The sequence below is a fragment of the Priestia sp. YIM B13490 genome (assembly GCF_042787735.1).
GTDB lineage: Bacteria > Bacillota > Bacilli > Bacillales > Bacillaceae_H > Priestia > Priestia megaterium.
The window spans coordinates 162,421-175,537 of record NZ_JBHZOT010000001.1 but is presented as its reverse complement, the minus strand read 5'-3'; the positions used below and the strand labels follow the sequence as shown (position 1 = coordinate 175,537).

At 38.8% G+C, this 13,117-nt stretch carries 14 protein-coding genes and 1 riboswitch; of the genes, 3 read left to right on the top strand and 11 right to left on the bottom strand.

Annotation, left to right across the window (positions count from 1 at the left end):
- Positions 1-26 precede the first annotated feature (26 nt).
- Positions 27-425, top strand: a complete 399-nt coding sequence (locus ACFX4R_RS00885; RefSeq protein WP_043978316.1) for a GNAT family N-acetyltransferase — start codon at positions 27-29, stop codon at positions 423-425.
- Positions 426-454: 29 nt separating this feature from the next.
- Here ACFX4R_RS00885 and ACFX4R_RS00880 read toward each other — a convergent pair whose 3' ends face one another.
- The 4 genes from ACFX4R_RS00880 to ACFX4R_RS00865 form a co-directional block, all read right to left on the bottom strand.
- Positions 455-1,294 (bottom strand): GNAT family N-acetyltransferase, encoded by an 840-nt coding sequence (locus ACFX4R_RS00880; RefSeq protein WP_043978314.1) that lies wholly within the window; start codon positions 1,292-1,294, stop codon positions 455-457.
- A 240-nt stretch (positions 1,295-1,534) separates the two neighbouring features.
- A complete protein-coding gene (gene alaP, locus ACFX4R_RS00875) occupies positions 1,535-2,938 on the bottom strand; it encodes an alanine permease AlaP (RefSeq protein ID WP_028410948.1) in 1,404 nt (467 codons plus the stop codon).
- 317 nt (positions 2,939-3,255) lie between these two features.
- Entirely contained in the window at positions 3,256-3,414 is a 159-nt protein-coding gene (locus ACFX4R_RS00870; protein ID WP_016765258.1) for a DUF1540 domain-containing protein, read from the bottom strand.
- Between the two features lie 100 nt (positions 3,415-3,514).
- Complete coding sequence (locus tag ACFX4R_RS00865) at positions 3,515-3,859, bottom strand: hypothetical protein (protein WP_377568320.1); 345 nt, start codon at positions 3,857-3,859, stop codon at positions 3,515-3,517.
- Positions 3,860-3,922: 63 nt separating this feature from the next.
- A riboswitch (SAM riboswitch) is annotated at positions 3,923-4,024 on the bottom strand.
- A gap of 121 nt (positions 4,025-4,145) precedes the next feature.
- On the opposite strand from ACFX4R_RS00865, the gene ACFX4R_RS00860 reads away from it, so the two are divergent.
- The gene (locus tag ACFX4R_RS00860; protein WP_043978310.1) at positions 4,146-4,442 is read left to right on the top strand and encodes a hypothetical protein; all 297 of its coding nucleotides are present in this window, start codon (positions 4,146-4,148) and stop codon (positions 4,440-4,442) included.
- Positions 4,443-4,454: 12 nt separating this feature from the next.
- Here the strand turns inward: ACFX4R_RS00860 and ACFX4R_RS00855 are convergent, their stop codons facing one another.
- The 6 genes from ACFX4R_RS00855 to ACFX4R_RS00830 all read right to left on the bottom strand — a co-directional run bounded on the left by ACFX4R_RS00855 (position 4,455) and on the right by ACFX4R_RS00830 (position 10,165).
- Entirely contained in the window at positions 4,455-4,901 is a 447-nt protein-coding gene (locus ACFX4R_RS00855; RefSeq protein ID WP_043978308.1) for a GNAT family N-acetyltransferase, read from the bottom strand.
- 81 nt (positions 4,902-4,982) lie between these two features.
- Positions 4,983-5,423 carry a hypothetical protein gene (locus ACFX4R_RS00850; RefSeq protein ID WP_043978306.1) on the bottom strand — a complete coding sequence of 147 codons (441 nt, stop codon included), beginning with the start codon at positions 5,421-5,423 and terminating at the stop codon, positions 4,983-4,985.
- A 109-nt stretch (positions 5,424-5,532) separates the two neighbouring features.
- A complete protein-coding gene (locus ACFX4R_RS00845) occupies positions 5,533-6,522 on the bottom strand; it encodes a glycosyltransferase family 2 protein (protein ID WP_043978303.1) in 990 nt (329 codons plus the stop codon).
- Between the two features lie 12 nt (positions 6,523-6,534).
- Positions 6,535-8,220, bottom strand: a complete 1,686-nt coding sequence (locus tag ACFX4R_RS00840; protein ID WP_097824431.1) for a DUF6044 family protein — start codon at positions 8,218-8,220, stop codon at positions 6,535-6,537.
- Positions 8,221-8,257: 37 nt separating this feature from the next.
- Entirely contained in the window at positions 8,258-8,680 is a 423-nt protein-coding gene (locus tag ACFX4R_RS00835; protein ID WP_013084632.1) for a GtrA family protein, read from the bottom strand.
- Positions 8,681-8,839: 159 nt separating this feature from the next.
- Positions 8,840-10,165, bottom strand: a complete 1,326-nt coding sequence (locus tag ACFX4R_RS00830; RefSeq protein WP_377568317.1) for a metallophosphoesterase — start codon at positions 10,163-10,165, stop codon at positions 8,840-8,842.
- A 221-nt stretch (positions 10,166-10,386) separates the two neighbouring features.
- Here ACFX4R_RS00830 and ACFX4R_RS00825 point away from each other — a divergent pair, with 221 nt between their 5' ends.
- Complete coding sequence (locus ACFX4R_RS00825) at positions 10,387-11,772, top strand: protoporphyrinogen oxidase (RefSeq protein WP_162214867.1); 1,386 nt, start codon at positions 10,387-10,389, stop codon at positions 11,770-11,772.
- 474 nt (positions 11,773-12,246) lie between these two features.
- Here ACFX4R_RS00825 and ACFX4R_RS00820 read toward each other — a convergent pair whose 3' ends face one another.
- Positions 12,247-13,098: a VOC family protein gene (locus tag ACFX4R_RS00820; RefSeq protein WP_377568313.1), complete on the bottom strand. Its 852-nt coding sequence runs from the start codon at positions 13,096-13,098 to the stop codon at positions 12,247-12,249.
- Positions 13,099-13,117 lie beyond the last annotated feature (19 nt).

Sequence of the window (13,117 nt, the reverse complement as noted above, 5' to 3'; positions counted from 1 at the left end):
ATCTTATCCTTCAAGGAGATGACACAATGACCATTATTTATAAAACCAATGTCTCAATCCGTGCAGAACAAGCCGCTGAAGTGTTTGTACATTCAGGTATTAAACGTCCTGCACAAGACCTTGATCGAATTCAAAGAATGCTTGATCACGCTTCTCTTACTATTACCGCTTGGAACGGCAGCGAACTCATTGGCATAGCCAGAGCGTTAACAGATTTTAGCTACTGCTGCTATTTATCGGATTTAGCTGTTGTAAAAGACTATCAAAAGCAAGGAATCGGTACACAGCTCATCAAACACGTTCAATCAGAAATCGGCGAAGAAACCGCGCTGATTTTACTTTCCGCTCCTTCTGCTATGAACTACTATCCAAAAGCCGGCTTTCATCAAATTGATAATGGATTTAAAATTGATAGAATTCGGTAGACGCGAAGAAAGGAGCTTCTCCTTTCTTTTTATCCAAACGCCTGAGCTGCTATAGCAAAAAGATTGCCCTGTCTAGCAGGGAGAGGATTGACACCATACGCCATAACAGGAGGCTCATTTTGAAGCTGAAATCCGTGATTTTCCACAAGTTTCTTTAACGTTTCCTCATGAGAAGACAGGTCAATTCTCAGCTTTTCTTTGTAATTCTTCGCTAGTTCATCAATGACTAGCATCGCTGCTTCAGCGTTTGGAGCAACTACGGGACCAATCACGATATTGCTCGGCGTACGAACCGCTAAACCATAGCCCGTCATTTTATTTTGTTCGTTTTGTAAGACAACTGCTTTTTCAGCTTGCTGAATTCTACTTTTTAAAAATAGCTTTCTATTATCTCCAAATGCTGCTTCATCAAGCTTTACAATCCCTTTGAAGTCACTTCTCTTTAAGGGTCGTGTATAAAATCCTGAAACTTTAAATGCTCTTGGTGTGTATTCACTGATTATGTATTTACTTACATAGTCCACGGTTTTAAACCCTGTTGTTTGATATAAGTGCTCACCTTCTTTTGTCGCAATTAAGTAGGCATTCATCTCAGGGGAAAGAACTTGCAGACAGTGCTTCATGAGCTGCCCGGCTAACCCTTGTTTTCGGTAATCTTTTCTCACAATCACCATTCCTATAAAAGCTGACTGATTTTTGTACGAAATTACGGCCACACTTGATACGATGTCTCCGTTCTCATTTCTATGACCAAATACGTCTCCAGATGAAAAAATCGTATGTAAATCTGCTTCACTATAATCCCATTTTTCCAGCTGCGATAACAGCAGCAAACCTTTTATGTCTTTTTCACTAAATGTTTCAATCATTTCTGCATATGTCCTCCCAACTTTTCGATGCACTGTGTGGCGTTAAAAAGCATAAAACTAACATACTCATCCACTTTCAATTACCGTTTAATCATTAACGAATTCTCTAACTAAATAGTACAGAATAAATAGAATATTTTCTACATTATTTATCCGTACCAATGATCCCTTAAAATAAACTAATCATTCACACATAAACTAATGAAAAAAGACCTCTTTCCAAGAAAGAGGTCTTTTCTGTTATTTCACTAGCTTTTGCTCAGCTGCAGCTGAACTTTGACTTCGTTTATGAAATCCTTTTGCGTAGTACGCGATAATAAGACCGATAAACCATAATGGTCCGATGACAACTGCAATTCTTGTATCTGGATTATATGCCATGAGAACCACTACCAGCGCTAGGAACGCAAGTGACACATAAGATGTTAACGGAAATAAAGGCATTTTGTATTTCAGCTTTGCCTCTTCACCTGTTTTTAACGTTTTGCGATATTTAATTTGAGAAAGCAAAATAATTCCCCATGTCCAAATCGCACCGAATGTTGCAATACTTGTTACCCACGTAAATACTTTGGCAGGCACAATGTAGTTTAACGCTACTCCGACTAATAGCGCACCTGCTGATGCCAAAACAGCTTTTCCCGGTACGCCGCCCTTTGTAAGCTGACCGTATCCTTTTGGTGCTTCTCCGTGTTCTGCTAAGTTAAACAGCATACGGCCTGTACTAAAAATACCGCTGTTACAAGAAGAAAGAGCTGCTGTTAGTACAACAAAGTTAATGATACCAGCCGCCGCTGGAATGCCGATTTTTTCAAATGTTAATACAAACGGGCTTCCCTGTGAACCAATCTCTTGCCACGGATAAATCGACATAATGACAAATAACGCACCGACGTAGAAAATCAGAATACGCCAAAAGACAGAATCAATCGCTCTTGCTAGAGATTTTTCGGGATTTTTCACTTCTCCCGCGGTAACGCCGATCATTTCAATTCCTAAATACGCAAACATGACCATTTGCAGCGACAGCAAAATACCTTTGAATCCGTTCGGGAACAGTCCGCCGTTGTCCCACAAGTTTTTGATACCAGTCGCAACGCCGCCGTTGCCGATTCCGAACACGATCATTAATAATCCAACGGCAATCATTAATACAATCGCTAAAATTTTAATAAGTGCAAACCAAAATTCCAGTTCACCATATGCCTTAACAGCTAAGAAGTTAACCGTTGTCATGATGACAAGCGCCGATAACGCCCAAATCCAGTTTGGTACATCCGGATACCAATACCCCATATAAATACCAACGGCTGTAATTTCAGCCATACATGTTACAACCCATAAAAACCAGTAGTTCCAACCTGTTAAATAACCAGCAAGCGGCCCTAAGTAGTCGCGTGCGTACTTGCTGAATGAACCTGCAACAGGTTTTTGAATCGCCATTTCTCCAAGTGCTCTCATAATAAAAAACATAATCATTCCGCTAAATCCGTACGCCAATAATATTCCTGGCCCTGCTAATTTAATAGCAGATGCAGATCCAAGAAACAGTCCTACCCCTATGGCTGCTCCTAAGGACATCAGCGTCACATGTCTTTCTTCTAACCCGCGTTTCAATTCTTTCCCCTGAGTTTTCCCCTGCATAAACGTCTCCCCTTTTTCCAATCTGTCAAAACGAGATGAACACAGCCTTTTTTGTTAGCGCTTTCATATAAATTTGTGCTAAAAGACAGCTAGGCTGTATATTTGTATTCTATCACCTTTCCCTCACTTTTCTTTTGTCGAAAAACAAAAAAATTATCTTATCATTTTGTTTAAACGCACAATTAGACATAGGCACTACTTTTTTACTATGTATTTATTATTGCACTTAAGTAATAGTATTTTTTAAAAATAGAAAAACGCCGACTCAACTCCGTCAGCGCATCGTTCATTTTATGCTTTTTTATAAAAACTAGCATTTATCTCGCGGGTTCAAAAGTTTTACAGCCAGGTTCTTCCGTTTCAGAAACATGGTGACTACTTTCAGGACTCACAACGTAAATGGACTCTGCACTGCATTTATTTCCGGATTTCCAATACATGCACTCATTCACTTCACACAATACACCTTGAGCCACTGTTATCCCTCCTTTGCTTGTCTTATCTATTTACTACCCGAAATATAACGATTCTAACATTTTTACGCAAAAAAACCGCTTGTTTCTCAAGCGGATCTTTTTATTGCGTGTGTTCAACATACTGTTTTTTAGCTAAATATAACTCACGGCTCAGCGTGATCCGCCGTTCTCTCAAGTGCCTTAAGTTAGCCTGAAATTGTTCGTTAGTTGGCTCTTCTTGAATTAAGCGATACGTAAAAGAAATATCTTCATTTAACTGTTTAAAATCTTCCCATATCTCTTGAACTAGAGCGGATTGTTTTTCTTCAAATGAACGATTTTGATGCGTTTTTAGCGCCTCTAAAATTTCCTGCTGCCACGTTTCGTCTTTTATTTCTTTTGCTAATAAGTATAGATCTAAATAATCATTAATGCATAAATTCGTTTGTGTATTATTCAATGTCATCACCTTTTCTATACGAAATGTTTCTTCCTAAGAAGAGGATTTCATCATAGAAAAAGATTCCTCTTCTTATCTGTCAGAGCTAGGCTATGCTGGAATTAGCACCATTCAATAATTGTGGTTGCTGAGGTTTCAAAGGGCCAGTCCCTCCACCTCTCTAGATAAGAATATTTCGTTTTTAAATTATTTCTGACTATTCTAATATGTTTTATAGGTTACGTCAATAGCTTTTCAATAAAAAGAAAAAAGAAGTAAAATATGGTATGCTTTCATAAAGGATGGTGAGCACATGAAACGATATATGTTATCTGCTTTTTTGGGAAGCTTGCTGCTGCTTCTCAGCATTGCCTTTTCATCTACTTTCCATATTGCAATTGTCAAAACAACCGGAAGTATTGGAGGGATTATTTTAGCAGCAGCGGCTTTGATTATGAACGCGCTTGAAGCCCCCCCCTCCTCAGACAATACAGCTGGAGGAGCCGTTGAAGTACTAGATAAAGGCGCTGTTTGGGCTACTTATTTACTTTTACTTTCATTACCGAACCTCATCGCATGTATAACATCTTATGTTTTATGGACTCGCTGACATTCATCAACGTTACGGACGTTTTGCCACTTGGAAGCTCATTGATATTTGTTTATCTACAAAGCCAAGTTCACGATACACATGCTGTGCAAAATTCCCAGCATGAACGCTGAGTCTGATTTCAGGGTATCCTTTGATAGACAATTCATCAATTGCTTTTTGCATTAACGGCTTGGCTAAACCTTGCCCGCGGTATTCGGGTACAACATATAATTCGTAGATAAAGCCAATTTCTTCTTTTGAAAAGAAGTCGGTAGATGGGCCGATAAGAACCCAGCCTGCGAGTTTATTTTCTTGTCTTAAAACTAAATAATAACAGCCTTTTTCAAAGGCACTACCAACTAGTTCATTTACGCGTTCAGCTGACGGATGAAACTGCTTCATCGTTCCTTCAAACAGCGCATCAGCAGATTTCGTCCGAATTTCCTGTAATTCTTCTTCAGTAGCTTTTGCAATCATTATGGATCTCTCCTTTCGTGTTCGTTTTCCACATGCGAGGATAAATTCCTGCAAAAAAAGTCTTCGCCTAAGCGAAGACTTTTATTTAAATTCAAAATGTTCTTGATGATTGCCTCGTTCGTCCGTCCAGTTAATCATAATGTCTAAACTTGCCGCTTTTCCAGGAACAGCAAAATTCGCGTAGCGAAAACGCTGACCGCTTTTGCTTAAGTTAGACCTTTCAATAGGAGAAAACAAGCTGTATTTCGCCTTATTTTTTCCTTCGTGCCGAAAAGCTTGGACATGCACGCGCTCTACGTCTTTTCCAATGTTTTCAACGGTTAATCCATATGTATGATAGACGTTATTTTTCCACTTTAGCTGATTATCTCCCGTCATGCTCGCTTTTGTCAGTTCAACCGACCATTGTTCAGATGATTTCTTCATTGGAAGCTTCTCAATCGAAAGAGCGCTGACATGAATGGCTGCAAAAGCAAGCCAAACAAAACAAAAAGTGCTGACTGTATAAAATAGTCTTTTCATAGATTTTGATCTCCTTAGAAATTTTAGTAGTAGCATTTCCTGTTCACTCAAAAATTATGATAAACGCTTTAACAAAAAAAGCCTCTCCATTTAGGAGAAGCTTCTTAAATTAATGCATAAGCAAATCTTTTTGTTTGTCTAATGAGTGTTTTGTATATAAATCTCTTTCAATCGCATATTTAGGACGCTGTTTCACTTCGTTAAAAATCTTGCCAATGTATTCTCCGACAAGACCCATTCCCATTAGCTGCAAGCCGCCTACAAGCCAAATTGATAAAATAAGAGACGTCCAGCCGATTTGCGTATGATCTAAATATTTTTGAATCAGCGCATAAATACCAAACGCAATACTAAAGAGAAAAGAAGCTCCTCCAAGCAGCGTCAATAAGCGTATCGGCGCTACGCTAAAAGATGTAATTCCATCAAATGCAAAAGCAAGCATTTTCTTTAACGGATATTTTGATTCGCCCGCTGTCCGTTCTTTGCGGTCATATGTGACTTCCGTGGAGCGAAATCCTACTAATGGTACAAGGCCTCGTAAAAAGACGTTGCCTTCTTTATATTTCATAAGTTCACCAAGAGCACGTTTGCTCATGAGACGAAAATCGGCGTGATTTTGAACGAGCTGAATTCCTAGCTTATTCATAAAACGGTAAAACCCTACTGCCGTGGTTCGTTTAAAAAATGTATCAGTTTCTCTGCTGTCTCGAACACCATATACGACTTCATACCCGAGCCAATATTTCTCTATAAAAGTACGAATAACGCTGATATCATCTTGTAAATCTGCGTCAATGGAAATGACGCAGTCAGATTGCTTATGGGCTGCTTCTAGTCCTGCGAGCAAAGCATTTTGATGTCCTACATTCCGCGCTAGCTTCAACCCTTTTACAAACAAATTGCTGCAGCTTTCTTTTTCAATAAGCGACCACGTGCTGTCTTTGCTTCCATCGTCTACAAATAAAATGGTACTTTCACTTGATACAAGACGTTCATTTATCAGTTCTTTTACTACAGTAGTTAATTGAAAAGATGTTTCTGTGAATACTTCTTCTTCGTTGTAACATGGAACAACAATCGTTAAAATAGGTCTGTTCATGTTATTGCCCCCTTACTTTGCTTCATATACATACACTTTCCAAGCGGACTGTTTATCGTTAAACGCTTTTAAAAAGTGCAAACCGTCACTTTCAGCATTTTCGATTGGCACAGCTGAAAAGATATAGCGACCGCCCATTTTTTTAAATTGGCTGATATTAAGCTGCAAATGACGGATTTTTTTCGTTGAGTCTTTTCGGTAATCATATTTTTTCCCTAGCTCGCTAACAAACACATAGCAGCGGTTGCCCCAGTGATCATAGTAACTTTCTAACTTTTTATTTTTATCAAGCTCTTTGGCAATGATTTTGCGAAACTCATGTTTATACGTTAACGGATAGAAGTTGTTATACGTATCGAGCGTATAAAAGCCGTTATACTGAGCAATTGATGGATGAAGCCCAATGCTTGCTACCCGATAAGATGATTTAGGTTTCCCTATATATCTGCTGATTTCATCGAATTGATGGACAGCATAAAATTCTTTGACTGACGGCTCGTGATTGTAGCGATAATAAAGCTCAGGGTTCGCTATAAATAACACAAGCAGCTGTAAAATCAAACACACCCACACAAACTTTTTCCACGCCTTGCTCCGTTTCCATAAAACATAGCTGCCAACTGCAAACATCAAATAAATAATGAGCGGGCGTAAAAAATGAAATCTAGCAAAGTTAAACGTATTAAAAAGCTGATATTTTTCTTTTAACGGCTCCCATCCTTTATAAAACCAAAACGCATACCAAATCGACAGTAGTAGATTAAGGATAAATAACTGCAAAAACGTTTTTTCAAGCTTCCCCTTCTGATTCCGAGCAACGATCCAAAGTACGATAAAAGAAAGCGGTAAAATCACAAAGGTATGAAGCGTCATTACATGCGTATGCCCAAGCGTATAGTTCTTAAAAGCAAGGCGAACGGAATGTCCGAAACTTAGAGTAGAGCTTAAAAATTCATTTCGACTCGTCGGGGCCTCGGGAAATAAAAGAGAATCAACAAGACGGTATTCAATGAGCAGAAAGACAGCGGTCATCGCTGCAATACTGCTTAAAAAAGGAATATTCCAAACTCGTTTTTTAACTGCATCTCTTAGCCACAGCATTCCCATCGCCGTTAAAAAGAAGAAAAATCCTAGAACAAAGCTCGCGTAAAACGGAAGTAATAAAAGAGTAAGCCATTCCTTCCACGTTCCTTCGCGGTTTCGAATGGTTAAAAACGCCCACAGCGCCAGCGGCTGTCCTAATGTACTCAGCATGCCCGAAGGCCAAAATGGCGTAAGTGCAAAAGCAAGTGATACAAGCACTCGAATCGCATAAGCATCCTCACTTTTAATAAAATGCTTTTTTAATAATAAGTACATTCCAATTAAAGCAAATACGCGCGTGATCGTTTGGCTGAGACTGTACGCAAGCATGGTCGGAAATAAACCATACAGCCACTGAATACCGCTAAATTCTGTTCCAAACGTATTCCTCGGCAATCCATTAATAATTTGAGGTAATACGGCATGACTGGAGCCAAACAGCTCTCCGCTTCGATGCAGAACTTTATACCACGTAATATTTGAGTCTAAATTATCGTGCACGCGTATATGTGAATTTTCCCCGAGCAAAAACATAGGGGATACATACGCAAGCAGCAAAAGGAAAGCGATAATAAGCAATGTTTTTTCTTTATTCATAGCTGTTTCTTTCTTCATCTGTTAACACCTATTTCCATTTCATAATTGCTAGAAGCTAATCGTGTACGACGACTGCTTCTTTTTTTGTATTGAATACAAAGTATTTTTGACCCGTATAATTTAAAAGCGTATACAGACCTGTTCCGATTAATATACCGACGTCTTTTTTGAACGGACGCACAGCAGCAGGAAGTTGATGCAATAACCAGCTGGAGAACTGCAGTCCAATATAGTAAGACAAGCCGTAGCAAACGCCGATAACCAAAATAAAACGCAGTATGCTTGTAGATAAATGAACTCCGCTTTTAAACGTAAATATTCGATTTAACACGTAGCTGACGACTGCTCCTGCTGCGTTTCCGATAAACGTTGCTGCCCAGTAATGATGAAAAATATGAAGCAGCACATACATAATGGAAAGACCTACTGCTGTATTGACCAGTCCCACTACTAAAAAACGTACAAAAGATCCTTTCATACAAACTCCTTTTGATTTTTGATACTTTCATTAAAATTACATATTATGACTTTAAATACAGTTTCAGTGTAGCAACTCCACTTAAAAATCTAATGAAAATAACATTAAAAACAGATGAAAAAAAGCTAAAAGAATCAATAAAAATCAGGATTCTTTTAGCTATTTAGTAGAGCCTTCAATGATTAATTTTTGGTCGCTTTGATTGTCAAACGCATCCACTGCCGCTACTTCTATTTGATACGCAGTATGAGGCTGTAAACCTGATAACGGAAGACTTAGAACATCCGGAACGGGATCGCTGTAGTATTGAGAAAATGCATTATATGTTTTGACCACTTCTCCAGTTTGTTTATTTTTGACGGTAATGCGATAAGAATGAACCATCAGATTATCCACCGCTTGCGTAAACTGGATATACAGCTGATTCGATGAAGCTTTTTCTTGTATAACAGAAATAGTAGAGCTTGGGAGAAAAATCGGTTTTACTAAATCTCGTTCATTCGTGTAGTGAAACTTTTTTGCATCTGCAGGTATGTTAATTTCCCACGCTTCTCCTGTCCACTTATTTGCGTGAAAATCTCGCCTTTTAACGACTACTTTTCGATTATAAACCTCTACAAGAAGACCTTGACTCACATCTCGGTAGCCAGGAGGAAGTTCACCTTGTAAATATCCGGCACCAGGCCATATATACCGAACAGAAGACGTTGCAAGAGATGTAAAATCTCTTTGAAAAATAGTACGAGGATCGTCCAGCGGATGGTGGGTATGACCAGAAAATGTAATGACTTGCGGATAAGGTTTTAACGTATTGTAAAGAAGCTGTTCATTCACTTCTATCCCCCATCTGTTTTTCCCGTACAGTGTATTGTTAATAGGCTGATGAATAAAGACAAAAATCGGTTTTTTAGGATCGTCTCGCTTTGCTATCTTCAACTGTTCAGCAAGCCAGTTAATTTGTTTGACTGAATAATCACCCGCGGTCAGACGGCTTTCTGTTCCAAGCATGATAAAATGATATCCTTTTATCACTTGATGAAAATAAAGAGCTTTCATTTTAGTTTTAGATAAAAAACGCTGCTGCGCTTGCTGATTAGTTACGCTGTCCCTGTATTCATGATTACCAATCGTAAAAAGAGATACGGCCTGCGGCTGTTTATTTTGATTATAAATAGAAAAAAAGCGGTCGTATTCTTTTAACGCGCCGGTATCAGCCAAATCTCCTACTACTACAAATGCATCTTGTTTCGGTGCCTGTTCATTTAATTGCGTTAATGCATGTTGAAAAGTACGCAAATCAACCGTTCCTGTTTCCTTAATATGAACATCACTGATCACAGGAAAAACTAGCTTTGGTTCGATGTATCCGCTTCGTCCGCTCTTCTCTTCGGCTCGTACGTTTAAGGTAATACCGCATATAAGAACACTTATTAATACTAAAGCGAGCCAGTCTTTTTTCAGCGTTTCCATAAAACCGCCGAGCATGATGCTTCCTCCTTTCTTCACTGCTGCGTCTCAGTCATTTTCTCTACGTGTATGAGCTTTTATTTTATGTAATTTCAAAATATCTAATCGTATAGTTTCAATATTTCTTTTCGTGTTTGCACACACTATGTTCACAATCAATTCATTACACTTTTCCTAGTCATAGTGGTATGATTTTCGTATATTACAGACTAATTGTTGAAAATGTAGGAGTGAATATTTTGAAAACGGTCGCTGTTATTGGAGGAGGAATTACGGGCTTAACCACTCTGTACTATTTGCAGAAACTAAAACGAGAACGTAATCTCCCGGTTAAATTATTATTACTAGAGAAACATGCCCATTTAGGAGGGAAAATCAATACGCGTGAAGCTGGGGAATTTATCATGGAAACAGGGGCGGATTCTATTGTAGCTCGAAAAGAAAACGTTATGCCTCTGCTAGAAGAGCTGTACTTAACAAACGATTTAGTATATAACGAAACGGGCAAATCGTTTATTTACTCTGCTAATGAGCTGCTTCCAATTCCTGAAGATACCATGTTCGGTATTCCAACAAGCGTGGAATCTCTTTTTAAAAGCGAGCTGATTTCTTCAAAAGCTAAAATTACAGCTTTAAAAGACTTAATCACTAAAAATACAACGTTTACGAAAGACAGCTCAATCGGACTCTTTTTAAAACATTTTTTAGGAGAAGAGCTAGTAGAAAAGCAAATTGCACCTATTTTATCCGGCGTCTACTCTGGCGATTTAGACAAACTTACGATTTCTTCGACTCTCCCGTATCTGCTCGACTACAAAAACACGTACGGCAGCATCATCAAAGGAATGGGAGCCAATGAAAAAAAATTCAAAACGGCAGGAAATAAAAAATTCATTTCGTTTAAACAAGGTTTATCAACGATTATTCACCGCTTAGAGGAAGAGCTTTCTGATGTAACGATTTTAAAAGATACGCCAACTACCAGCATAAAACGGGACGGTGAACGCTACCAAATCAGTACGCCGGGGCAAGCCTATTCAGCAGATTATGTGGTGTTAGCTACACCGCACACGGCTGCTCAGCACCTGTTGAACGATCCCGAATTAAACGAAGACTTTGAGCAGTTAAAAGATTCTTCTCTCATTAGCGTATACATCGGCTATGACGTTCCAGACGAATACCTTCCCGCTGAAGGCACTGGATTTATTGCCTCTCAATCAAGCAACTTAATCGCCAATGCCTGCACGTGGACGAGCAAAAAATGGGCTCACACTTCTAAGCGAGGGAATTTGTTAGTTCGCCTGTTTTATAAAAGTACGAGTCACCACTTTGACAGCCTGCGGACGATGTCAAAAGAAGAGCTGCTAGCAGTGGCACAAAAGGACATTGAAAACAGCTTAGGAATCAAAGAGGAGCCTATTGAAAGCGACGTAACCAATTGGGATAAATTGATGCCTACCTATCACCTTAAACACGGTGAACTTGTACGCAGCTTGACTCAAAAATTCCATGACAAGCACCCCGCTATTACATTAGCTGGCTGTTCTTACTATGGAGTAGGCATTGCAGCGTGTATAACAAACGGCAAACAAACGGCTGAAGCTATCTCTCAACAGTTGACTTAAAAAAGGTTTGAAAACAATAAAAGGCCTGAAAATAAATATATTATTTTCAGGCCTTTTATTACCTTTTCGTTAGCATATAAAGCTACTTTCCTTACTATTAACAACTCTTTTATCGCTTTTCTTTTTGCAAAGCAGCAGTAGCAAACAATACAAGATAGCGCTCATCTGAAGTTAATCTAAGCCAATGTTTCACTTTATATCTCACAGGTTTCCGCTCCCTTCCTTCAAGGTTTTATATGAAAAGACTTTATATAAAAATTCAATAACGATAAGAAATGATGCTTGATATGTATTTTATTCCCACGCCCGCTTGTTTACAAACTTTTTTAAACGTAAGACTCTTCGTTTATTTCCCTGAAAATAACACCGTTTTCGCCATTATCATCTTACTATTTGAGAAAAAAGTGTACATTTCTTTCCTATTTTGACGAACATTGCGATAAATAAAAGCTGCCAATTGCGGCAGCTTTTATGTTAAAGGACTAATCTAATTATATTGCCTGATGGATCTTTTGTGATGAAATCTTGGTTTTCTTTAGACACAGCTGCTCCGATTTCACGAAGCTTATTTATTGCCTGCTCCCTTTCTTCTTCAGCTGAAAAAACAAGTGTAAATGAATCTAAACCAACGCTGCTTTCAAGAGGACTAGGCGCTCCAATTCCATTCCAAACGTTTAGTCCGATGTGATGATGATAGCGCCCAGTTGAAATAAACAATGCTTGATTATGGTAATTGCTCACAACCTCAAAACCTAATCCATTTCGATAAAAGTTTTCCGTTTGCTCTAATTCAGAAACGTGAAGATGAATATGTCCCATTAAGGTAGCAGAAGGTAATCCTGTCCATGGTTTACTGTTTCCTTCAGCTAATATCGCTTCTGCATCTAAAGGTTTTGTAGCCATTACTACTTCACTGTCATTCCATTCCCATGTACTTGACGGACGATCTCGATAAATCTCTATGCCGTTTCCATCTGGATCTGCCAAGTACAGCGCTTCGCTCACTAGATGATCAGACGCCCCTTGAAGCGGATAACCGCTATTTAACAAATGCTGCAGTATACTTCCTAAATCAGAACGAGTGGGCAACAATAGAGCAAAATGATATAAGCCTGTTGTACGAGGCTGTTTTGCTGTAACGTTTTCCGGCTGTTCAATCGATAACAGCGCCGTGCGTCCATCAGCTGTTAACAGAGCTTTGTTCTCTTTTCTCCCTAAAAGTTTAAACCCGATTATTTGCTGATAAAAAGCAAGTGAACGCTCTAAATTTTCTACTTTTAAATTTACTTTCCCAACAAATACATGAGGTGCACGGTGAAAGTTCATGATTATTTCTCCTTTTGAA